Origin of the sequence: Kurthia sp. 11kri321 (assembly GCF_001534765.1) — a bacterium.
Classification (GTDB): domain Bacteria; phylum Bacillota; class Bacilli; order Bacillales_A; family Planococcaceae; genus Kurthia; species Kurthia gibsonii.
Map to the genome: position 1 here is coordinate 712,501 of NZ_CP013217.1, position 20,722 is coordinate 733,222.

Below are 20,722 nucleotides of genomic sequence, written 5' to 3' on the forward strand. Positions count from 1 at the left end.
CGATCGAGGACTTAACCAAAACAATTGTGTGTTTCAATGAACCGTTTATCCAGTTTTGAAAAAATAAAAATTATTTTAGAAAAACGATTGACATTCACTCGTTAAACTGATATAATAATTCTTGTCCTTAAGAGAAATCTTAAGAAAATAGTCTGGTGGCGATAGCAAAGAGGTCATACCCGTTCCCATGCCGAACACGGAAGTCAAGCTCTTTAGCGCCGATGGTAGTTGGGGGTTTCCCCCTGTGAGAGTAGGACGCTGCCGGGCTGTTATATAATGGAGGATTAGCTCAGCTGGGAGAGCACCTGCCTTACAAGCAGGGGGTCGGCGGTTCGATCCCGTCATCCTCCACCATCAAAATATGCCGGTGTAGCTCAGTTGGTAGAGCAACTGACTTGTAATCAGTAGGTCGAGGGTTCGACTCCTTTCGCCGGCACCATTTTGAGTCATTAGCTCAGTTGGTAGAGCATCTGACTTTTAATCAGAGGGTCGCAGGTTCGAATCCTGCATGACTCACCACTTTAATATTTACTATGCGGGTGTGGCGGAATTGGCAGACGCACTAGACTTAGGATCTAGCGCCGCAAGGCGTGGGGGTTCGACTCCCTTCACCCGCACCATAGTTTCTTATAATTTCATAACTGTCAGATAAAAAATATCTAAGCATATTGCGGAAGTAGTTCAGTGGTAGAACACCACCTTGCCAAGGTGGGGGTCGCGAGTTCGAACCTCGTCTTCCGCTCCAAATATGCCGGGGTGGCGGAACTGGCAGACGCACAGGACTTAAAATCCTGCGGTGAGTGATCACCGTGCCGGTTCGATTCCGGCCCTCGGCACCATTTTTAAAAACCGTATATACTTATTTTTGCGCCCGTAGCTCAATTGGATAGAGCGTCTGACTACGGATCAGAAGGTTGTGGATTCGACTTCTGCCGGGCGCACCATTTCCGGAATGTAGCTCAGCTTGGTAGAGCACTTGGTTTGGGACCAAGGGGTCGCAGGTTCGAATCCTGTCATTCCGACCATTAACAACATACCCATTATATTGGGGCCTTAGCTCAGCTGGGAGAGCGCCTGCCTTGCACGCAGGAGGTCAGCGGTTCGATCCCGCTAGGCTCCACCAATTTAAAACTTTAACCAATATTATTATGGCGGCCTAGCTCAGCTGGCTAGAGCGTCCGGTTCATACCCGGGAGGTCGGGGGTTCGATCCCCTCGGCCGCCATATTACCTAAAGGACCTTTAGCTCAGTTGGTTAGAGCAGACGGCTCATAACCGTCCGGTCGCAGGTTCGAGTCCTGCAAGGTCCACCAAGTAAGAACTTCATATACTATCTCGGAGGAATACCCAAGTCTGGCTGAAGGGATCGGTCTTGAAAACCGACAGGCGGGTCAAACCGCGCGGGGGTTCGAATCCCTCTTCCTCCTCCATATTAACCATACAATATAAATATTATTATCGCGGGGTGGAGCAGTTCGGTAGCTCGTCGGGCTCATAACCCGAAGGTCGCAGGTTCAAATCCTGTCCCCGCAACCAATTAAAAATGGTCCGGTAGTTCAGCTGGTTAGAATGCCTGCCTGTCACGCAGGAGGTCGCGGGTTCGAGTCCCGTCCGGACCGCCATTTTTAAAAATATACATAAGTACAATCAATCATGGGTTTGTAGCTCAGTTGGTAGAGCATTAGATTGAAGCTCTAAGTGTCGGCGGTTCGATTCCGTCCAAACCCACCATGATTGCGGGTGTAGTTTAGTGGTAAAACCACAGCCTTCCAAGCTGTTGTCGGGAGTTCGATTCTCCTCACCCGCTCCAAAATGGGCCTATAGCTCAGCTGGTTAGAGCGCACGCCTGATAAGCGTGAGGTCGATGGTTCGAGTCCATTTAGGCCCACCATTTATATGATTCCGTTGTAGCTCAGTTGGTAGTAGCATCTGACTGTTAATCAGAGGGTCGCAGGTTCGAGTCCTGCCAACGGAGCCATATGGGGAAGTACTCAAGTGGCTGAAGAGGCGCCCCTGCTAAGGGTGTAGGTCGGGCAACCGGCGCGAGGGTTCAAATCCCTCCTTCTCCGCCATATTGGCCCCTTGGTCAAGCGGTTAAGACACCGCCCTTTCACGGCGGTAACACGGGTTCGAATCCCGTAGGGGTCATACTAATAATCGATTGCATATAATATGCAATCGATTATTTTTTTGTTTTTTAAATTATTTGGTAGGGTATTCTAACAAATATCTATTATTAATAGAACCATATAAAGTAAGGAGTTTTCATATGAAAAAAATTCTTTATATTTCAGTGACAGCGATTATTTTATCTGGATTCATTATTGCCGTAATGCAAGTTCAGGAGTTATTTGCTAATGAAAAAACCATACAGATTGCTATGAAAAAAAGTATAGAAGAAAAAAATAAAGCGCTACCTATTCAAAATATAAATACCTTAAAAAAGAATATTAAAAGTAAAGAAGCTCTTTTAATTAACTTAAATACGAATCAAGTACTTTATGCAAAAGAAGCTGAAAAAAGAGCCTATCCAGCATCGTTAACAAAATTAATGACTGTTATTGTTGCATTAGAAAATATACCGAATTTACAAAATCAAGTAACAGTTCCCGATTCAATTTTTGATTATATTCAACAAGCAAACGCTTCGATTGCTGGATTTAAGCCTAATGAAAAAGTGACAGTTGAAGATATACTATATGGTGTTATGTTACCTTCAGGAGCAGATGCATCTTTAGCTATTGCAAAATATGTTGCAGGTGATGAAAAAAACTTCGTTCATTTAATGAATGAGAAAGCAAAAGAACTTGATATGGATCAAACTCATTTTGAAAATGTTGAAGGTCTCCATCATGACAATCATTATTCAACTGCACATGACTTAATGAAATTGCTTCAATATGGAATGAAAAACCCAACATTTAAAGAAATCTTCTCTGCTAAACAGTACGGTGTTCAAAAAACAAATTTACGTCCTCAAGGCTTTTCATTCTCAAGCACACTGTTTAATAAAATAAGCCCTAATAAAAAGCGTTCTTTTACATTTGTAGGTGGAAAAACAGGATATACATTAGAGAGTGGGTTGTCACTTGCTTCAGTTGCTAATAAAAAGGGAAAGACTTACGCATTAATCACTCTTAATGCGAAAGGGGCTGCAAGTGGAGAACCAATGCACATTGTAGATGCAATAACATTATATTCTGCTATTAAATAAAAGTCGAAACGATGTCGTTACAGAACGATATTGTTTTGACTTTTTTCTTATATTTACTAGAACAATATCTAAAACATCTATATAGTTAAAGTAATGGAATAGTAAAACGAGGTGTAAGAATGGAAATAATTGATTTGCATTGTGACGTTCTTTATACATTATCACAAGCAGAAGAACCAATCTCTTTTAAAAACAATGAGAAGCTAGAAGTAACGTTAGAACAATTAAAAAAGACAAATACAAAATTACAAGTATTTGCGATTTTTATAGACGATACACTAAATGAAAATCAACGATATTTAGAAGCGATTCGCCAAGTAGAAATTTTTCACCAGGAAATCATAACACCTTATGAAGAAATGGTACACATTACAGATTGGAAACAATTAGAACAATTACAACCGAATCAAATCGGCGCTGTTTTAAGTTTAGAGGGTTGTGATGCGATTGGCTCAGATCTGCGAAAACTTCAAACCTTTATAGATGCAGGCATTTTATTATGTGGATTAACTTGGAATCATGAAAATGCAGTAGCTTATGGCGCTGAAGAAGATCCTACAAAAGGAATTAAACCTTTTGGTCGAGAAGTCATTGCTTTATTAAATGCACATCACATTATTATCGATGTATCGCATTTAAATGAACAAGGTTTTTGGGATACGTTGCAAGAAGCAACATATGTGATTGCTAGTCATTCAAATGCACGTACTATTCAAGATCATCCACGTAATTTATATGATCAACAATTAAGAGCAATCGCTGAAAAAGGTGGGCACGTACATTGTGTATTCTATCCTCCTTTCATTAGTAATGAAGCATCTGTGACAATTGACGATTTAGTAAAGCATATTAAACATCTTGCTAAAATCATCACACCATCTAGAGTTGGTCTTGGCTCAGATTTTGAGGGAATTGATTTGTATGTTGAAAATCTTACGAGAACAGAAGAAATACCGAATCTTTTACAAGCATTAGAGGGTATTTTTACAACAGAAGAAATAAAAGGAATTGCAGCTGAAAACTTTCAACATTTTATTTCTAAAATCGAAAGAAGCTAGGATTTATTATGTGCTGAATAGCTTATAAAGTTGTATGATAGTATATGAAGTAAGTATGTACGAGTAGATTTAGAATCTACTGACGGAGGTAATTTTGATGAATCGTAAATTGTCGACGATAAACGGCGATCTAAGTAAAACTGATCAGTCGACAGTCCACTTTTATATTGAGTCGAAAGAGTTAGAAACACAATCTACTTTAATATTTTTTGAAATCGGCGAAGAAAAGTTTAAGGGACAATGTTTTTATTGGCAAAACAAAGATAAAGATTTCACATTAGTTGGGCTAGGTCATGCTTATACAATTAAAAGTAATGATGCAGATGCTCGCTATGAAGATGTTGAAAAAGCATGGAAACATTTGATTCATTCAACATCATTAAAAGGAATTAAACAACAACCCATTTTATTTGGTAGCTTTACCTTTGATCCAAAAAAAGGTGTGTCGGATGAATGGGCTAATTTTTCACATGCGAATTTCGCACTGGCAAAACACCAATTAGTAGAGTCAAATGGACGCTTTTACATGAATACACATCTTGTATCAGAGGAAGTCATTACAAATGAAGATATTGAGCTTGCACGAGAAGAACGAGAAGCATTGCTTGAGCAAGCGAAAGGGCGTACATTAAAGACGTATATCAAACCACATGTTGTATTAACAGAAGAACCGTATAAAGAGGAATATCTTCAATCTATTACACAAGTAACAAATCAAATCAAAGCAAAACAAGCAGATAAAGTCGTGATTGCGCGCTCACTTGCGCTGACGTTTGACGAGGAAGTAAATACGTCGAATTTATTAGCACAACTTTCAGAAGAACAACCAGAAAGTTATTTATTTGCACAGGAGCAAGGGCAGGACTTGTTTTTAGGTGCCACACCTGAGCGACTAGTTTTTGTAAATCATAAAAAAGCGTATTCATCTTGTGTAGCGGGTTCGATTCGACGTGGTGCAACGGTTCAAGAAGATGAGGAGTTTGGGCGCATTCTTTTAAATGATACGAAGAATTTACAAGAACATCAGTATGTTGTAGATATGATTTCAAATTCATTTAAAGAAACGTGTGAACAGTACACGTTACCAAATCATCCAGATTTATTAAAGATTCGTGATATTCAGCATCTTCATACGCCAATTGAAGGGATTTTAAAAGAAGATGCAACAATCTTACAAATGGTTGAAAAATTACATCCAACGCCTGCGCTTGGAGGATCACCACGTGAAGTTGCGATGGAGATGATTCGCCAGTATGAACCGATGAATCGTGGTGTATATGCAGCACCAATTGGTTGGCTTAACGCAGATGGCGACGGTGAGTTTGCTGTTGCGATTCGTTCAGCATTATTACAAGATAAAAAAGCTTATTTATATGCAGGCGGCGGCATTGTGGAAGATTCTGAACCACAAAGTGAATACGAGGAAACATTGGTGAAGTTTAGACCGATGTTACGTACATTAGGAGGAAAGTTGAATGATGAATAAGCAAATTCTATCGGATTATGTTTATCGAATCATCGGCTCATTAGCAGAGTATGGCGTAACCGATGTTGTTATAAGTCCAGGATCACGTTCGACACCTCTTGCTTATGGGTTTGCATCTTCTAAAGAGTTTAACGTATTTCGACAAGTAGATGAGCGCTCAGCAGCCTTTTTAGCGCTAGGTATGGCGAAAACAAAAGCAAAGCCTGTTGCGTTACTCTGTACATCAGGAACAGCAGCAGCCAACTACTTTCCTGCGATTGTAGAAGCATATTATGCACGAGTTCCACTTATTATTTTAACAGCAGATCGTCCGCATGAACTGCGTGATGTTGGTGCACCGCAAGCGATTAATCAACCAGACTTATATGGACATCATGTGAAATGGTCTGTTGATTTACCAATTCCAGATGAATATGAAGCGACACTGCCTCATATTGAGCGTCATATTGCACGCGCTACAACGGTGTCAATGGCTTCTCCTAAAGGACCTGTACATTTAAATATTCCTTTTAGAGAACCACTTTTGATTGATTTTCAAGATGAATTACCAAAGCCAACTTTTCATCAGTCATTTACTGCAAAACTCGTACCAAGTAATGATGCACTACAATTTTGGAAAGAGGCTATTCAACAAGCCAGAAAAGGTTTTGTTGTAATGGGGGAATTAGCAGAAGGTACAGATTTAAACGAAGTTTGGTCATTTATTCGTACATTAAAGTGGCCTGTCTTAGTTGAAAGTTTATCGCAGCTACGTACCCAAGTGCCAAATGACTGTAAGCATTATGTGATTGAACATTATGATAGTATCTTAAAAAATGATGTATTTAAAAAGAACATGCATCCAGATACGGTCATTCGATTTGGTGCGCAGCCTGTTTCAAAGCCGCTAACACTATTTTTAAAAGCAGTGAAACCACGTACTTTTATTACAGTAGATGAAGATAGTTTATTTAGAGATCCGTTAGGTGTTACAACTACACACATTCAAGCAGAAATCGGTTCTTGGATGTCTGATTTTAATGTAGATGAGATGAACTATGACGCGGAGTACCAACAAATCTTTACACGAGCAAATGAAATTGCGTGTCAACATGTGAAGGTCTATATTGCTAAAGAACATGATGAAGGTGCACTGGCAGGAATGCTGTTTGAATACTTACCAAATGAAAGTGATTTAGTTGTGAGCAGCAGTATGCCAATACGTGATGTAGATACATTCTTCTACCAAACAGAACGTGATATTCGTATATTTGCGAATCGTGGTGCAAATGGTATTGATGGTGTTGTATCTACTGCAATTGGCGCGCAATTAGGTACGATGCGCGACACGTATTTATTAATTGGTGATTTAGCGTTTTTACATGATGCGAATGGTTTGCTTGCGAGTCGTTATCAAGATACACAGTTAACGATTATTGTGATGAACAATGATGGTGGTGGTATTTTCTCTTATTTAGCACAATCGTCTGTTGAAGCGCATTATGAACAACTATTTGGTACACCTACAGGACTTGGCTTTGAGGAATTGGCACGTATGTATGACGCACAGTATGAGCATGTTCATACGAAGGAAGAATTTAAGTCTGTTTTACAACAACCGAAAGAAAAAAATCTTCGAATCATTGAAGTACAAACGAATCGTGAAGATAATGTTGTCACACATCGTAAACTATGGGCAAGCATGAATGAGGAGCTTAATCAATTATGGCAAGTGTAATAACGAATATACGTGGCATTGATGTACATTATGAAGTGCACAATGCACGACAAGAACAAACAATTGTCTTTTTACATGGCTTTACAGGTAGTACACGCACGTGGGATGAAGTGATTGAACAACTTCCTGCTACACATCGTCTGATTACAATTGACTTAGTTGGACATGGTCAGACGGATGCACCGAAATTATTGCGCTATTATTCTATGCAAGAACAAGTTGAAATACTAGAAGCCTTCTTCGAATGGAAACAAATCGAACAATTCGATTTAATTGGTTATTCAATGGGAGGACGTGTGGCGTTAGCTTATGCAATGAATTATCCACAACGTATTCATACGCTAATTTTAGAAAATGCGTCACCGGGTTTAAAAACGATTGAAGAACGTGAGCAGCGTATTCAGTTGGATCATTTACTGGCAGATCGAATTGAACAGCGAGGTATTGTGGATTTTGTTGATTATTGGCAAGATATCCCGTTATTCCAAACACAAAAGTTATTATCTGAAGAAAAGCAACATGCGATTCGAGAAGAACGCTTGAACCAACAAGAGATTGGCTTAGCGAATAGTTTACGTGGAATGGGAACAGGGCAACAAAATTCATATTGGCCGGAGTTGTCAAAATTCGAGAAAAATGTGGTATTATTAAATGGAGAGCTTGACTTGAAGTTTATAACAATTTCTGAGCAGATGAAGGGACTATTTCCAAATGCTCAACAAATTGTGGTACCAAAAGTTGGGCATGCAATTCATGTGGAAAATCCACAATCTTTTGCTACAATAGTAAAAGAGCAATTACATCTATAATAGTAGGAGGAGTTCATAATGACTCGTCAATGGGTAACAGAACATGTCTATGAAGACATTAAATATGAATCATACAATGGAATCGCAAAAATTACGATTAACCGTCCAGAGGTTCGTAATGCATTCCGTCCAAAAACAACTGCTGAAATGATTGATGCTTTCACACGTGCGCGTGATGATGCGAAAATCGGTGCTATCATCTTAACAGGTGAAGGCGAAAAAGCATTCTGTTCAGGCGGTGACCAAAAAGTACGTGGTAACGGTGGTTACGTAGGTGACGATAATATTCCACGTCTAAATGTATTAGATTTACAAACATTAATTCGTAAAATTCCAAAACCAGTAGTTGCGATGGTAGCAGGTTATGCAATCGGTGGAGGTCACGTATTACATGTTGTTTGTGACTTAACAATCGCAGCTGATAATGCACGCTTCGGTCAAACAGGTCCTCGCGTAGGTTCATTTGACGGTGGTTACGGTGCAGGTTACTTAGCACGTATTATCGGTCATAAAAAAGCACGTGAAATTTGGTTCTTATGCCGTCAATATGATGCACAAGAAGCACTTGATATGGGCTTAGTTAATACAGTAGTACCTTACGAGCAGTTAGAAGACGAAACAGTGAAATGGTGTGAAGAAATGCTTGCACTGTCACCAATGGCTCTTCGTATGTTAAAAGGTGCATTCAATGCAGATTCAGACGGTCTTGCAGGTATTCAACAACTTGCAGGTGACGCAACACTTCTTTACTACACATCAGATGAAGCAAAAGAAGGTCGCGATGCATTCAAAGAAAAACGTCAACCAGACTTCGGTCAGTTCCCACGTTTCCCATAGAACTTAAATAATTATAAAAAGTAGCGTAGACCTTTGGATGGTTTACGCTACTTTTTTATTATCATAATCCCATACGTTCACGAAATGTATGCTCCGTATAAGCCTCTCTAAAAAGTCCTCTTTTTTGCATTTCAGGAACAATCATTTCAACAAAATCTTCTAAACTGTCAGGTAATGTTGGAGGCATGAGGTTAAATCCATCAGCTACGCCTTCCTTAAACCAGATCTCCATTTGGTCAACAATTTCCTTTGGTGTACCAATCAATGTACAATGTCCACCGCCAGCATTTAAGTAACCGAGTAATTCTTTCACAGTTGGATCGGTATCACGAATGATTTCTAGAATCGTTTCATAGCGTCCCACAGGTCCATTGAATGCTTCTACAGAAGGTAATGGAGGGACCTTTTCATCAATATTCCAATTTAAACAGTCTTGCTGAATAAATGAGCTTAATTGTTTTAAAGCAACTTCAATTGGGAGAGCTTGGTCCAATGCTTCTTTTTTAGCTAAAGCTTCTTCATGTGTATGACCTACATATGTTACTAATCCAGGTAAAATTTTAATATGTTTCTTAGGTTTAGATGATTTTTCAATTGCGTCATTTAATTTATGTCGAAAATTTTTAGCTTGCTTGAGGTTCCAAGAGACTGAATAGACTACTTCAGCATGATTAGCAGCTAAAGCAACGCCCTGTTTTGAAGCACCTGCTTGCATTTTGACCGGTGCACCTTGTGGACTTTTTGGTACAGTAGAAGGACCTGCAACTTGAAAATAATGACCACTGTGATTAAAAGAGTGAATATTTGAAGCATTGATAATTTTATTTTCTTCACGATTATGGACAAAATCACAAGCATCCCAAGATAAAAATAGTTGATCCATAAGTATCGAAAATTCTTCAGCTTTTTCATATCGTTGATTATGGAGAGGTAATGCTTCCATACTGTGATTACGAGCTTCATTATCACTCATTGATGTAACAAGATTCCAACCTACGCGCCCTTTAGTGAGATGATCTAAACTTAATAGCTGTCTAGAAACTGTATAGGGATTAGAAAAAGTACTTGAAATAGTGGCAACTAAACCAATATGATGCGTTACTTGAGAAATAGCTGTTAAATTAATTAGCGGATCAAACCAAAATGCAGGCATGACTTGTGCATCATTTGCTGGAAAAGCATGATGATCTGCAAAAAATACAGCGTCCAATAATCCTTTTTCCGCTAGTTGAGCTAATTCTTGATAATAAGAGATACTTCCAATATCCTCAATGCGTGAATTGTCCATTAGCCAAGCTGCTTGATGATGACCACAACCATATAGTAAAACACCTATATGTAACTGTTTTTTTGTAGTTTTTAACATGATTTACACCTCAATTTATTTGGATAGTGATTAGTTCATTGTTAAACCACCATCTACTGTAAAGTTTTGTCCTGTAATTCCATGTGCTTTTTCGGAACATAGATAAGCTACCATATTCGCAACATCTTGTGGCGTGGTTACTTTTCTTAAAGGTGTAGATTGAGAGATTAAATCGAATACTTCAGGTGTTGTAACAGCACTGGCATCTGTTGTTTTTAAAAGACCTCCTGAAACAACATTTGCTCGGATGCCATAGACGCCTAATTCTGAAGCGAGATTACGTGTGAAACCAATCAAAGCTGCTTTAGCAGTTGTATATTCATGATAAGGCACGACAGGGTTTTGAAATAAATTAGTACCAATGCTAATAATGCTACCGTTTTTTCTTTCAATAAACTGTGGAATCACACTCTGGCTTGTATTGAATGCAGCTTTTAACGTACCATCCAGCTGTTTTTGATAATCATCCCAAGAAAGGTCTTTAAAAGATTTTTGTTTAATCGGATCGAATTTAAAGTCGATTAATGCATTATTTACAACAGCGTCTATTTGACCAAAGTGTTCTGTTGCCATGTTCATTAATTGATCGACTTCTTTCCGATTCGTTACATCAGCTTGAATAGCAATCGCTTTGTCTCCACCAATTTCAGCTACTAATTTTTCAGCAGCTTCTTTACTTTGATAATAATTAATGACAACTTGAAAATCTTGTTGTGCAAGTGTTTTGACAATAACTGCACCTAACCCTCTACTTCCGCCTGTAACTACTACTGTTTTTTTCATTTAAAACAACTCCTCTTATTTATTTCAACTTAAATAAAAAATACACAACCTTCGTAGGAAAGTTGTGTATAACAAATCATTGCATAACAAAAAAGTACAGACTTTTTTCAGTATGTATAGAATTGACACTTTCCTACGCTAGTATTAACTAGTTCAGGTTCAAAGGGTTTGAGTAGGACTCATCTCAGTTAAATAACACCCCTAGTGTAGACCTATTAAGTTACATTGAATACTAACTTATAAGGTTTATATTGTCAAATTTGTTTATTATTTATATTGATTTTAAACAAAAGTTTGTTTTTATAAACATTTGACACGAGACTTAATTTTGTTTATGATGTAAACAAATAAAACTTAGGGTGATGACATTGACGGAGAGAGAACAAGCACTGATTCAACTCATTAAGGAAAACCCGTTTATGCAGCAACAAGAGATGGCTGAAAAATTAGAAATGTCGAGACCGGCTCTAGCTAACTTAATATCGGGGTTAGTGAAAAAGGGTAAGATTATAGGGAGAGCATACGTATTGCCAAAAGAAAACAAAATTATATGTATTGGTGGAGCCAATATGGACCGAAAACTTCATTTGAAGGGACAGGTTCAGATGGGGACATCAAATCCTGTAACATCTACAGAAAGTGTAGGTGGCGTAGCGCGAAATATTGCTGAAAACTTGGGAAGGCTTGGACATCAAGTGAGTTTACTGACGACTGCTGGAAAAGATTCTGATTGGCAAGCAATTGTTGCAGCTTCGAATGCTTTCATTCATTTAGAAGAAGTCGAGCAGTTGGAACAATGTTCAACAGGTTCTTACACAGCCATTATGGATGAACAAGGCGAGTTGGTTATGGCAACAGCGAATATGGACGTCTATGATGCATTAACACCACAAATTCTAATGAAGCATGAACATGTTTTATCGACTGCTCCGGCAATTATAGTTGATTTGAATTGTCCGAAAGAAACAGTTGATTATATTCAACAATTTGCAGTAACGAGAGAAGTACCTCTTATTATTGTGCCGGTATCTTCTCCAAAGATGAACCGTATGCCAACAACATTAGAAGGCGTTACATGGTTCATCTGTAATACAGATGAAGCCGAAACATTAACAAATCGTACGATTACATCAGAAGCAGATTATTTACAAGCAATTCAAGAAATCGCTCAGATGGGCGTAGAAAATGTCGTAATTACGGCTGGCGCAAAGGGAGTTTATGCTGCAAACAAGAACTTGATGCCAACACATTTTGAAGCACGAGCAGCAAATCAAATTGAGGATGTTACAGGCGCAGGAGATGCATTCGTCTCAGCAGTTGTACATGCTTGGTTAGAGAAGTACACATTTGAACAGACGATTCAAGCAGGATTAATCAATGCGAAAAATACGCTTGAATCTAAGTTTACTGTACGTCCTGAATTAACAAAACAATCGTTAGAACAAGAACTGGAGGATTAATTATGAAACAATACATCGAATTATCAAAAGAAGTACAAGAAGGAATGGACGCTGGTAAAGCTATCGTTGCATTAGAATCAACAATTATCTCACACGGTATGCCATACCCACAAAATGTACAAACAGCACGTGAAGTAGAACAAATCATTCGTGAACATGGCGCAGTTCCAGCAACAATCGCAATCATCGACGGTAAAATCAAAATCGGTTTATCAGATGAAGAATTAGAAATGTTCGGTAATGCGGATAATGTAGCAAAAGCTTCTCGTCGTGATATTCCATACTTAATCGCAACGAAAAAAATCGGTGCGACAACAGTAGCAGCGACAATGATTGCAGCTGAATTAGCAGGAATCGAGTTATTCGTAACAGGTGGTATTGGTGGCGTTCACCGCGGCGCAGAAACAACAATGGATATTTCAGCTGACTTAGAAGAATTAGCAACTTCTAAAGTAGGTGTTGTATGTGCAGGTGCAAAATCAATTTTAGATATTGGTTTAACACTTGAATTCTTAGAAACAAAAGGTGTGCCTGTTATTGGATATGGTACAGACGAATTACCAGCATTCTTCACACGTAAATCAGGATTTGATGTAAACTTCCGTCAAGATACACCTGCAGAAGTTGCAGCAACTTTACGTACAAAATGGAATTTAAATATGGCTGGTGGCGCAGTAATCGCTAACCCAATCCCAGAAGAAGATGCATTAGACCATGACTTCATTACAAATATTATTCATGAAGCATTAAAAGAAGCAGAAGAAAATAATATTCAAGGTAAATCAGTTACGCCATTCTTATTAGGTAAAGTAAAAGAGTTAACAGAAGGTAAGAGCCTAGTAGCTAACATTGCATTAGTAAAACACAATGCGCATGTCGGTGCTCAAATCGCAGTTGAATTAAATAAAACAAAATAATATACGAACGGAAACCTTTCGATTTGAGGGGTTTCCGTTTTGTATTTCACATGTTTCGTATTAGAATAAGAAAGGATGAAAACAATAGAGTTAGGGATGAAAAAAATGATACCAAACTGGATTGAGCAACGCACGTCATTAACACCTCATCGTGTAGCATTAACTTTTCAAGATGAGAAATGGACGTATGAACAGCTATCCGAACAATCAAAATATTATGCTGGTGCTATAAAAGCTGCCGGTTTACATGAAGGACAACGCGTTGCCATTTTTGGGCGGTCAACACCGCATCTTATTCGTACGATTTTTGCATGTATGCAATTGCGTATCGAGATGGTGTTATTAAACTTACGATTAACAGAAGCAGAACTTGCTTATCAAATTCAAGATGCACAAGTAGATGCATTACTTGTGGATGACGATTTAGTAGAACAATTACCTTCTACGCATAAATTGCAAATTCTATTTTCTGATTTAATGACCTCACAAGAAAAGGCAGAGGTAATTAAACATTGGTCACGAGATGAAACAATGACTATCATGTACACATCAGGTACAACTAGTCAGCCAAAAGGTGTTCGTCAAACGATTGGTAATCATATGGCGAGTGCGACCTCAGCACTTTATAATACAGGTTTAGTAGAAGATGAAGGATGGATTTGTACAGTCCCTATTTTTCATATTAGCGGGTTCTCTATGCTGTGCAAATGTATTTTACATGGTGTTCGACTAGATTTGTATGAGAAATATACAGTTGAAGAAGTGGCATTACAATTAATTGAAGGTACTGCGACTCGTATGTCAGCTGTCGCAGTTATGTTAGAGAAGTTAGTGTCTTATATTGAAGAGCAAGGACAGCGTGTATCGCCAAAGTTCCAATTACTATTAGTAGGCGGTGGTCCTGTTCCCAAAAGCTATTTAACACGTGCAGAAGCCATTGATCTACGTGTAGCACAAACATACGGAATGACGGAAACAGCAAGCCAAGTAGCGACACTATCCAGTAAAGACGCGCTTCGTAAAGTGGGTTCTGTTGGAAAACCACTGATGTTTAATGAGATTTGTATTGCAGGAGCAGAAAGACCATTTGACCATGGTGAGATTTGTGTAAGAGGGGATAGTGTTACACCAGGTTATGTTGGACAACATGCCCATATTAAAACACAGGTAGATGGTTTTTTACACACAGGAGATATTGGCTATTTTGATGATGAAGGTTATCTTTATGTAGCCGATCGTCGTTCAGATTTAATTATCTCAGGTGGAGAAAATATTTATCCAGCTGAAATTGAAAATGTATTAGCAGGGCATCCTCATATTGCCGCAGTTGGTGTATGTGGTGTCCAAGATGAGATATGGGGACAAGTTCCGGCTGCCTTTATTATGTCAAAAGAGACAACATTGAATGCAGAAACGATTTTATCCTTTTGCGAAGATAAATTAGCAAAATATAAACTACCCAAACAAATTCATTTCGTCGAAGAATTACCACGAAATGGTACAGGGAAATTACTTCGTCGTAAATTAGTTGAGTTAATACCAAAATAATATTGAAAAAGAGGAATCATTTTTATACGATTCCTCTTTTAGTATGCATTTTTTTGTTTTTTAAGCCACTCTTGCATGAATGGAATGAATTTTTTAGAAGCAGGTGACAAACTTTTTAAATCGTCTTTTGATGTAATGCCGAGTGTACGAACATGGTTTGGTTCAAGAGGTAGGCTTATCATATCATCAGCGTGGTCTTGAATGAGTAGCTCTGATAATAAAGAGATACCAAGACCTTGTTTAACCATGGCAATAATCGCTTCATCACCACGAATTTGATACGCAATATTTGGCTTAACATTTGCTTGTTTAAAAATACGTTGTACATCCTTATGTGTATCTTCATATGGAATAATGCAAGGTTCTTCTGCAAATTGCTCAATTGCAAATGCATGATTTTCTGCAAGTGTATGATTTTCAGGAAGAATTGCCATCATACGATCTTCCATGAGTGGTAAAAAATGAAATTCTTCTGGACGCTGAATCGTGCTAATCGCAAAATCAATATGGCCTTCTTCAAGCCATGCATGAATCTCATCTGAGTTCCCTTCGAATAAGTGAATATCAATTTTAGGATAACTTTTATGGAATTCCTTTAATAAATAAGGCATCCAATGAACGCAAATGGACGTATAAGCGCCAATCCGAATGGCTCCGACATCTAAACCATGAATGGCACAAACGGCTTCAGAGAGATGTTCATAGCGTTGTACGATATCTTGCATGATTGGAAGAAGCTCAAGCCCATTATCAGTGGGTGTCACACCACTTTTGCTACGTGTTAATAACGAAAAGCCATAATCATCTTCTAAAGAATGAATCATATGACTAATACTTGGCTGTGTATAATCAAGTGCCTCTGCCGCTTTCGTTAATGAACCAAATTGTACAGCTGCAATGTATGCTTTTAATTTTAAAATACTCATGTAATCACCTAACTATAGAAAAATGTAATGTTAACTATATAATAAATTCAATTTACTTATATTAAATATGAAATTACAATACAAGAGAAGCGACATTTACAAAACACAAAGGGAGATTTCAAACATATGGGGTATGTCATCCAATTCATCATTGGCGGTTCAGTTATGCTGCTCGCTACGATTTTAAGTCAGTCGAAATATTTATTCTTATCAGGAGTCATTACACTACTACCGATTTTGACATTGCTTAATTTAAAACTGCAAGTTCAACATATGTCACAAGAAGCCTTTCATGAAACGCAACGAAATGGCATTATCGGTGCAGTAGGTATGGTCATTCTGATTGTTGCAATTTATATTTTTTCGAGCCATTTCAAGCCTTCAACAGCTGTCTTAATGGGAATTGGTCTATATGTGATGTATATGTTCGGTTCGAAATTAATAGTAGCATAAAAGTGAGCTTAGGTGGGGGGAACTTAAGCCCACTTTTTTAATTTTGACTTATAGGAGAAATTTCGGTTATGGTGTAGAAAGAACGTACATTATTCAAGGAGTTGAAAATGATGTGTATCATTACATTTGCTTATAAAGTAGTAGAAAATCAGCCACTCATTGTTGTAGCCAACCGCGATGAATTCTATGAAAGACCAGCAAAAGAAGCTGCTTTTTGGGAAGATGAACCGAATATATTTGGTGGGCGTGATTTAGAAAAGATGGGTGGCTGGCTTGCAGTTCAAGAAAATGGGCGCTTTGCCGCTGTCACAAATTATCGTGACTTTTCAATGGATCCTGTAGGTGAGAAGTCGCGTGGTGAAATTGTCAAAAATTTTGTGGCAGGCACTGAATATCCAGAAGCCTTCTTGGAAGCGATTCAGCAAGAACGCACACGTTACGGTGCAATGAATGTACTTGTTTACGACGGTGAAACATTCATGCATTATAATAATATCGAAAATGTGTTACATACAATTGAACCTGGTATTCATTGTGTAAGTAATGCGACATTGAATACACCATGGCCAAAATTAGAGCGCATGAAGATGTTAGTTGCGCATCAATTAGAACAACAAGCTACAACAGAAGAACTTGCGCAGATTGGATTAGATGATATAAAGCCGAATGATGAACGATTACCTAATACAGGAGCAGGTCTCTTGTTAGAACGAGATTTATCTTCAATCTTTGTCAAACGAGAAGGTTACGGCACACGTTGTACGACTGTACTTCGTTTGATGGAAGATAAAATCGAATTTTTTGAACAAACGTATGAGCAGGGGATAGCGACAACTTGTGTGCATGAATGGATTAAATTGCGAGTAAATGCATAAAGAGGCTTTGATAAAATATTTCATTCGCTCTTTTAGGGTTTGTAACGAAAAAAAAAACGAAACCGCATTACGATGCGATTTCGTTTTTTTTATGCTCATATGAGAAGATGTTTAACACTTATTTTATTATTGTAACGCTTTTTTAAATGTTTCTAAGTTTTCTTTCATAATCGATACATAATTTTTTTTCGCAGCGATATCTTCTTTTGTTAAAACACTCAAGTTATTAACTGTTAAACTCTCAGCACCAATATCATTCTTTAATACTTCTGCAAGTTTAGAAGATACATTCTGTTCGAATAAGATATATTGAATATTATCTTTTTTCGCTTCATCTGCAATTTTTGTTAATTCTTTTTGAGAAGGTTCATCTTGTGAATTTAATCCTGCAATTGATTCTTGTTTTAAACCATATGTCCCAGCAATATAGCCGAATGCTGCATGTGAAACAAAGAACTCTTTACGTTTCGCATTGTCAGCCATTTCTTTATAGTCTGTATTTAAATCTTTCAAGTCTTTAATCAATGCTTCATAATTTTTTTCGTAATCCGCTTTATGAGTCGCATCTTTTTGAACAAGGCTATCTTTAATCGACTTTGCTAAATCTTGTGAAATAATAGGAGATAACCATACGTGCGGATCAACACCACCGTGGTCATGTTCATCTTCATGTGCTTCACCTTCATGTTCATCATGATCATGCTCTTTTGAAGCAGTACTTACATCTAAAGCGCTCTCGGGTACATCTTTTGTTGTTTCTATCATTTTAACATTTTCATTTTTTAATGTTTTTTGTGCATTACTTACAAAACCTTCTAGACCTAAACCAATATAAAAGAATAAATCTGCATCTGCTAATGCAATCATGTCTTTTTGTGTTGGCTCAAATGTATGCTCGTTTGAACCAGGTGGATAAATTGATGATACATTGACGTGATCGCCACCAATTCTTTCTGCGAAATATTGTAAAGGATACACCGTAGTATAAATTTTGATTTGATTTTTCGAAGCGTTGTTTTCTTTTTCTGTATTACCACACGCTGCTGTAAAAATAGTTAAAACAGCTACGAGTAAAAGTAGTGAGAGTTTCTTCATAATTTCCTCCTTAAATAGTAATGGTTACGATTTACTCTTATGAATATACTAGAAAAAATACTTTTTGACAATAGAAAAACCATCGAAATTATTTTTTTTTCGATGGCCATTCTTCTGGTACAGGATCATAACCGCCTTTTGAGAACGGTTGACAGCGTAGAATACGATATACAGTTAAAATCGTGCCTTTGATTGCACCATGTTTACGCATCGCTTCAATTCCATAGTTAGAACATGTTGGATAGAAGCGGCAACTAGGCGGTTTTAAAGGAGAAATCACTTTTTGATAAACACGAAATAGGAAAATAAAAATTTGTTTCATCATCAAACTTCTTTCTATTATGAACTTAGAATACCTTCTTTTAGTATACTCGATTTTTTGAAAAATCCCCAATAGAATGATTTTAAAAAAATTAAATAAAAATGTTTAGACTAGCAACTTTTAGGAAATAGATTATAGAACCTATATATGAGAGGAGAAGGGTATTATGTTTTCATTTCTTTGGTACATCATTATAGGGGGCATCTTGGGTTGGCTAGCAGGACTTATTGTTAAAAGAGATGTGCCTGGTGGTATTCTAGGAAATATTCTAGCAGGTATCGTCGGCGCATGGCTTGGTAGTGTATTACTAGGAGATTGGGGATGGCAAGTAAGTAAATTCTACGTGTTCCCAGCATTAATCGGTAGTATTATTTTAATTTTAATTGTCAGCTTTATTATGAGAGCTACAGCTAAGAAGTAATTATCCATTTCTTTTATTTAAAAACCCATTATACTCTCTAAGAGTTTGAAAAGAAGAGAAAGAGGCTAAGTTTAAAACTTAGCCTCTTTTTTTAATACGTTGAAGTAGCCACTCGGTCGATAATTGCTTCTGCAATATCATGAGCTAATTCAAGTTCTGATGTGAATCCAACACATGAACAATTCATCTCACCAAGTACATAACAATCTGTTCCATCTGGATTTGTGTCTAGAATAAAGTCCGCAGTCCAAAGTAATGGTAAATCATAACCGCCTAACTGTTTTGTAACGTCAGGTAACTGCATTAAAAATGATGTTACAAGCTCTTGCCACTCTTCTGGTGAATCATAACGATAGGCAGCACCAGAAAATAATGTAGCACTAAAAGCATCTTCATGGTCTTGAGGTTTTTTATGCACAACATTAATTGGGCGATCTTTTAGCATTAATAAACGAATTTCGCCTTCTTTAATGCGTGGTAAGAACGGCATATCAACAAGCATACCATTATCACCTGTAATATATTGTTCGCAGAAATACATAAAGTCTTTGAGTTCCCAATGTTCCACATGGTTATCTTTTGCTTCTGTACACTTAATTTTTGATTTTGCATGTGGAACTTCGCCTTCATCAACTAGTGAAACTCGCCAGATACCTTCGCCTGTAGATCCACGATTTTGTTTTAATACACGTTCTCCTTTTGCTAGTGATGAAGGAAATTGCTCGAATAGCTCCTGTAATGAATAATATGCATACGTGTCTGCTGGCACGAGTGACGTATTTGTTAATTTAACAAGGGCATCTTTTGCGCCATAGCCAATCATAGCGTCTGGATGTGGCATACCGATTATGCCATTTTCACAAAGCTGGCGTAGCATAGAAAAGTATGCTGATTCATGCTTTAAGTTACCGGGATTAATACGCGATACATATGCACAGGCATTTTCTAAAACGTCGTTTAAAATCTCTTGTTGGCGTTCAAAATCGTAGAAAACAACCTCTGCTTCAAATCCACGTTGTTGTAAAGCTTGTACCATGGGCATCGTATCTTTTCTATAACCGTCTGGACCTTTGTCGCTGCCGCCTTGTACCTCGAAAATAATGATCTTTTTCATTATTCATATAGCCTCCTTTTGCTTTTTTTCTTGCTAGATTAATATACACTGTTTATGTAAAGATGGTATAGTATATTTTGTAAAAAAATATGTATAATTAAAGACAAGGTCACGAATGTAAAAGAGGTGTAAAAATGGACGTAGCAGCAATGTCATCTGCTTTATCAGCGATGCAATTACAACAGCAAGTACAGCTTAGTGTTGTGGGAAAAGCAATGGATTTTCAAGAGCAAAATGCAACAGCTCTAATTGAAACAATGTCAGAAATTCCAGTCGCACAAGACCCGAATCGTGGTCAGTTATTTGATATGTCAGTATAAAG

At 37.7% G+C, this 20,722-nt stretch carries 19 protein-coding genes, 20 tRNA genes, 2 rRNA genes and 1 riboswitch (1 of these 42 cut by a window edge); of the genes, 35 read left to right on the top strand and 6 right to left on the bottom strand.

Going from position 1 to position 20,722, the window contains the following annotated elements:
- From ASO14_RS03680 to menB, 28 genes are all read left to right on the top strand, one after another.
- Window positions 1-19: ribosomal RNA gene (locus ASO14_RS03680) — 23S ribosomal RNA — on the top strand; it begins 2,911 nt to the left of the window's first position.
- Between the two features lie 132 nt (window positions 20-151).
- Window positions 152-267: ribosomal RNA gene (rrf, locus tag ASO14_RS03685) — 5S ribosomal RNA — on the top strand.
- Window positions 268-278: 11 nt separating this feature from the next.
- Window positions 279-354: transfer RNA gene (locus ASO14_RS03690), tRNA-Val, on the top strand.
- A gap of 9 nt (window positions 355-363) precedes the next feature.
- Window positions 364-439 (top strand) — tRNA-Thr (locus ASO14_RS03695).
- Between the two features lie 4 nt (window positions 440-443).
- Window positions 444-519: transfer RNA gene (locus ASO14_RS03700), tRNA-Lys, on the top strand.
- A gap of 16 nt (window positions 520-535) precedes the next feature.
- Window positions 536-620: transfer RNA gene (locus tag ASO14_RS03705), tRNA-Leu, on the top strand.
- A gap of 50 nt (window positions 621-670) precedes the next feature.
- Window positions 671-745: transfer RNA gene (locus ASO14_RS03710), tRNA-Gly, on the top strand.
- Window positions 746-750: 5 nt separating this feature from the next.
- Window positions 751-839: transfer RNA gene (locus tag ASO14_RS03715), tRNA-Leu, on the top strand.
- Between the two features lie 28 nt (window positions 840-867).
- A tRNA-Arg gene (locus ASO14_RS03720) sits at window positions 868-944 on the top strand.
- A gap of 4 nt (window positions 945-948) precedes the next feature.
- Window positions 949-1,025, top strand: a tRNA-Pro gene (locus tag ASO14_RS03725).
- Window positions 1,026-1,047: 22 nt separating this feature from the next.
- A tRNA-Ala gene (locus tag ASO14_RS03730) sits at window positions 1,048-1,123 on the top strand.
- Window positions 1,124-1,150: 27 nt separating this feature from the next.
- Window positions 1,151-1,224, top strand: a tRNA-Met gene (locus ASO14_RS03735).
- An 11-nt stretch (window positions 1,225-1,235) separates the two neighbouring features.
- Window positions 1,236-1,312, top strand: a tRNA-Ile gene (locus tag ASO14_RS03740).
- Window positions 1,313-1,336: 24 nt separating this feature from the next.
- A tRNA-Ser gene (locus ASO14_RS03745) sits at window positions 1,337-1,429 on the top strand.
- A 29-nt stretch (window positions 1,430-1,458) separates the two neighbouring features.
- Window positions 1,459-1,535, top strand: a tRNA-Met gene (locus ASO14_RS03750).
- Between the two features lie 9 nt (window positions 1,536-1,544).
- Window positions 1,545-1,621, top strand: a tRNA-Asp gene (locus tag ASO14_RS03755).
- Window positions 1,622-1,654: 33 nt separating this feature from the next.
- A tRNA-Phe gene (locus ASO14_RS03760) sits at window positions 1,655-1,730 on the top strand.
- Window positions 1,731-1,735: 5 nt separating this feature from the next.
- Window positions 1,736-1,809 (top strand) — tRNA-Gly (locus ASO14_RS03765).
- A gap of 4 nt (window positions 1,810-1,813) precedes the next feature.
- Window positions 1,814-1,890 (top strand) — tRNA-Ile (locus tag ASO14_RS03770).
- 10 nt (window positions 1,891-1,900) lie between these two features.
- Window positions 1,901-1,977 (top strand) — tRNA-Asn (locus ASO14_RS03775).
- Between the two features lie 3 nt (window positions 1,978-1,980).
- A tRNA-Ser gene (locus ASO14_RS03780) sits at window positions 1,981-2,071 on the top strand.
- 4 nt (window positions 2,072-2,075) lie between these two features.
- Window positions 2,076-2,147 (top strand) — tRNA-Glu (locus tag ASO14_RS03785).
- Window positions 2,148-2,268: 121 nt separating this feature from the next.
- Window positions 2,269-3,213 (top strand): D-alanyl-D-alanine carboxypeptidase family protein, encoded by a 945-nt coding sequence (locus ASO14_RS03790; protein WP_068451598.1) that lies wholly within the window; start codon window positions 2,269-2,271, stop codon window positions 3,211-3,213.
- A 119-nt stretch (window positions 3,214-3,332) separates the two neighbouring features.
- Window positions 3,333-4,271 carry a dipeptidase gene (locus ASO14_RS03795; RefSeq protein WP_068451601.1) on the top strand — a complete coding sequence of 313 codons (939 nt, stop codon included), beginning with the start codon at window positions 3,333-3,335 and terminating at the stop codon, window positions 4,269-4,271.
- A gap of 97 nt (window positions 4,272-4,368) precedes the next feature.
- On the top strand, window positions 4,369-5,757 hold the full coding sequence (locus ASO14_RS03800) for an isochorismate synthase (protein ID WP_082701362.1): 1,389 nt from the start codon (window positions 4,369-4,371) through the stop codon (window positions 5,755-5,757).
- Window positions 5,747-7,474: a 2-succinyl-5-enolpyruvyl-6-hydroxy-3-cyclohexene-1-carboxylic-acid synthase gene (gene menD / locus ASO14_RS03805; protein ID WP_068451604.1), complete on the top strand. Its 1,728-nt coding sequence runs from the start codon at window positions 5,747-5,749 to the stop codon at window positions 7,472-7,474. Before ASO14_RS03800 ends, menD begins: the two co-directional genes overlap by 11 nt.
- Complete coding sequence (menH, locus tag ASO14_RS03810) at window positions 7,462-8,283, top strand: 2-succinyl-6-hydroxy-2,4-cyclohexadiene-1-carboxylate synthase (protein ID WP_068451608.1); 822 nt, start codon at window positions 7,462-7,464, stop codon at window positions 8,281-8,283. The genes menD and menH overlap by 13 nt, the downstream gene beginning before the upstream one ends.
- An 18-nt stretch (window positions 8,284-8,301) precedes the next feature.
- Window positions 8,302-9,120: a 1,4-dihydroxy-2-naphthoyl-CoA synthase gene (gene menB, locus ASO14_RS03815; RefSeq protein WP_068451610.1), complete on the top strand. Its 819-nt coding sequence runs from the start codon at window positions 8,302-8,304 to the stop codon at window positions 9,118-9,120.
- Between the two features lie 61 nt (window positions 9,121-9,181).
- On the opposite strand, the gene ASO14_RS03820 is transcribed toward menB, so the two are convergent.
- Window positions 9,182-10,486 (bottom strand): NtaA/DmoA family FMN-dependent monooxygenase, encoded by a 1,305-nt coding sequence (locus ASO14_RS03820; RefSeq protein ID WP_068451613.1) that lies wholly within the window; start codon window positions 10,484-10,486, stop codon window positions 9,182-9,184.
- Between the two features lie 30 nt (window positions 10,487-10,516).
- A complete protein-coding gene (locus tag ASO14_RS03825) occupies window positions 10,517-11,269 on the bottom strand; it encodes a 3-oxoacyl-ACP reductase (protein ID WP_068451616.1) in 753 nt (250 codons plus the stop codon).
- Between the two features lie 113 nt (window positions 11,270-11,382).
- A riboswitch (TPP riboswitch) is annotated at window positions 11,383-11,482 on the bottom strand.
- Between the two features lie 149 nt (window positions 11,483-11,631).
- Between ASO14_RS03825 and ASO14_RS03830 the strand changes: the two genes are divergently transcribed.
- The 3 genes from ASO14_RS03830 to ASO14_RS03840 all read left to right on the top strand — a co-directional run bounded on the left by ASO14_RS03830 (window position 11,632) and on the right by ASO14_RS03840 (window position 15,194).
- Window positions 11,632-12,729, top strand: a complete 1,098-nt coding sequence (locus tag ASO14_RS03830; protein WP_068451619.1) for a PfkB family carbohydrate kinase — start codon at window positions 11,632-11,634, stop codon at window positions 12,727-12,729.
- A gap of 2 nt (window positions 12,730-12,731) precedes the next feature.
- Window positions 12,732-13,646, top strand: coding sequence for a pseudouridine-5'-phosphate glycosidase (locus ASO14_RS03835; RefSeq protein WP_068451622.1), 915 nt, complete (start codon window positions 12,732-12,734; stop codon window positions 13,644-13,646).
- Between the two features lie 96 nt (window positions 13,647-13,742).
- Window positions 13,743-15,194: an o-succinylbenzoate--CoA ligase gene (locus tag ASO14_RS03840; protein WP_335339057.1), complete on the top strand. Its 1,452-nt coding sequence runs from the start codon at window positions 13,743-13,745 to the stop codon at window positions 15,192-15,194.
- Window positions 15,195-15,232: 38 nt separating this feature from the next.
- Here ASO14_RS03840 and ASO14_RS03845 read toward each other — a convergent pair whose 3' ends face one another.
- Entirely contained in the window at window positions 15,233-16,120 is an 888-nt protein-coding gene (locus ASO14_RS03845; RefSeq protein ID WP_068451625.1) for a LysR family transcriptional regulator, read from the bottom strand.
- A gap of 126 nt (window positions 16,121-16,246) precedes the next feature.
- Here ASO14_RS03845 and ASO14_RS03850 point away from each other — a divergent pair, with 126 nt between their 5' ends.
- Window positions 16,247-16,573, top strand: a complete 327-nt coding sequence (locus ASO14_RS03850; RefSeq protein WP_068451628.1) for a GlpM family protein — start codon at window positions 16,247-16,249, stop codon at window positions 16,571-16,573.
- 110 nt (window positions 16,574-16,683) lie between these two features.
- Complete coding sequence (locus ASO14_RS03855) at window positions 16,684-17,448, top strand: NRDE family protein (RefSeq protein ID WP_068451631.1); 765 nt, start codon at window positions 16,684-16,686, stop codon at window positions 17,446-17,448.
- 126 nt (window positions 17,449-17,574) lie between these two features.
- Here ASO14_RS03855 and ASO14_RS03860 read toward each other — a convergent pair whose 3' ends face one another.
- Window positions 17,575-18,543 carry a metal ABC transporter solute-binding protein, Zn/Mn family gene (locus ASO14_RS03860; protein WP_068451633.1) on the bottom strand — a complete coding sequence of 323 codons (969 nt, stop codon included), beginning with the start codon at window positions 18,541-18,543 and terminating at the stop codon, window positions 17,575-17,577.
- Between the two features lie 88 nt (window positions 18,544-18,631).
- Window positions 18,632-18,865, bottom strand: a complete 234-nt coding sequence (gene yidD / locus ASO14_RS03865; protein WP_068451636.1) for a membrane protein insertion efficiency factor YidD — start codon at window positions 18,863-18,865, stop codon at window positions 18,632-18,634.
- Between the two features lie 166 nt (window positions 18,866-19,031).
- On the opposite strand from yidD, the gene ASO14_RS03870 reads away from it, so the two are divergent.
- Window positions 19,032-19,286 (top strand): GlsB/YeaQ/YmgE family stress response membrane protein, encoded by a 255-nt coding sequence (locus tag ASO14_RS03870; RefSeq protein ID WP_068451639.1) that lies wholly within the window; start codon window positions 19,032-19,034, stop codon window positions 19,284-19,286.
- A 91-nt stretch (window positions 19,287-19,377) separates the two neighbouring features.
- On the opposite strand, the gene ASO14_RS03875 is transcribed toward ASO14_RS03870, so the two are convergent.
- On the bottom strand, window positions 19,378-20,400 hold the full coding sequence (locus ASO14_RS03875; protein ID WP_231726980.1) for a Cj0069 family protein: 1,023 nt from the start codon (window positions 20,398-20,400) through the stop codon (window positions 19,378-19,380).
- Window positions 20,401-20,534: 134 nt separating this feature from the next.
- On the opposite strand from ASO14_RS03875, the gene ASO14_RS03880 reads away from it, so the two are divergent.
- On the top strand, window positions 20,535-20,720 hold the full coding sequence (locus ASO14_RS03880) for a putative motility protein (RefSeq protein WP_068451646.1): 186 nt from the start codon (window positions 20,535-20,537) through the stop codon (window positions 20,718-20,720).
- Window positions 20,721-20,722: the final 2 nt, after the last annotated feature.

Bases quoted from the DNA above. Each gene is read 5' to 3' on its own strand.
- ASO14_RS03790 (WP_068451598.1), top strand. From the start codon at position 2,269: ATGAAAAAAATTCTTTATATTTCAGTGACAGCGATTATTTTATCTGGA.
- ASO14_RS03795 (WP_068451601.1), top strand. From the start codon at position 3,333: ATGGAAATAATTGATTTGCATTGTGACGTTCTTTATACATTATCACAA.
- ASO14_RS03800 (WP_082701362.1), top strand. From the start codon at position 4,369: ATGAATCGTAAATTGTCGACGATAAACGGCGATCTAAGTAAAACTGAT.
- menD (WP_068451604.1), top strand. From the start codon at position 5,747: ATGATGAATAAGCAAATTCTATCGGATTATGTTTATCGAATCATCGGC.
- menH (WP_068451608.1), top strand. From the start codon at position 7,462: ATGGCAAGTGTAATAACGAATATACGTGGCATTGATGTACATTATGAA.
- menB (WP_068451610.1), top strand. From the start codon at position 8,302: ATGACTCGTCAATGGGTAACAGAACATGTCTATGAAGACATTAAATAT.
- ASO14_RS03820 (WP_068451613.1), bottom strand. From the start codon at position 10,486: ATGTTAAAAACTACAAAAAAACAGTTACATATAGGTGTTTTACTATAT.
- ASO14_RS03825 (WP_068451616.1), bottom strand. From the start codon at position 11,269: ATGAAAAAAACAGTAGTAGTTACAGGCGGAAGTAGAGGGTTAGGTGCA.
- ASO14_RS03830 (WP_068451619.1), top strand. From the start codon at position 11,632: ATGACATTGACGGAGAGAGAACAAGCACTGATTCAACTCATTAAGGAA.
- ASO14_RS03835 (WP_068451622.1), top strand. From the start codon at position 12,732: ATGAAACAATACATCGAATTATCAAAAGAAGTACAAGAAGGAATGGAC.
- ASO14_RS03840 (WP_335339057.1), top strand. From the start codon at position 13,743: ATGAAAAAAATGATACCAAACTGGATTGAGCAACGCACGTCATTAACA.
- ASO14_RS03845 (WP_068451625.1), bottom strand. From the start codon at position 16,120: ATGAGTATTTTAAAATTAAAAGCATACATTGCAGCTGTACAATTTGGT.
- ASO14_RS03850 (WP_068451628.1), top strand. From the start codon at position 16,247: ATGGGGTATGTCATCCAATTCATCATTGGCGGTTCAGTTATGCTGCTC.
- ASO14_RS03855 (WP_068451631.1), top strand. From the start codon at position 16,684: ATGTGTATCATTACATTTGCTTATAAAGTAGTAGAAAATCAGCCACTC.
- ASO14_RS03860 (WP_068451633.1), bottom strand. From the start codon at position 18,543: ATGAAGAAACTCTCACTACTTTTACTCGTAGCTGTTTTAACTATTTTT.
- yidD (WP_068451636.1), bottom strand. From the start codon at position 18,865: ATGAAACAAATTTTTATTTTCCTATTTCGTGTTTATCAAAAAGTGATT.
- ASO14_RS03870 (WP_068451639.1), top strand. From the start codon at position 19,032: ATGTTTTCATTTCTTTGGTACATCATTATAGGGGGCATCTTGGGTTGG.
- ASO14_RS03875 (WP_231726980.1), bottom strand. From the start codon at position 20,400: ATGAAAAAGATCATTATTTTCGAGGTACAAGGCGGCAGCGACAAAGGT.
- ASO14_RS03880 (WP_068451646.1), top strand. From the start codon at position 20,535: ATGGACGTAGCAGCAATGTCATCTGCTTTATCAGCGATGCAATTACAA.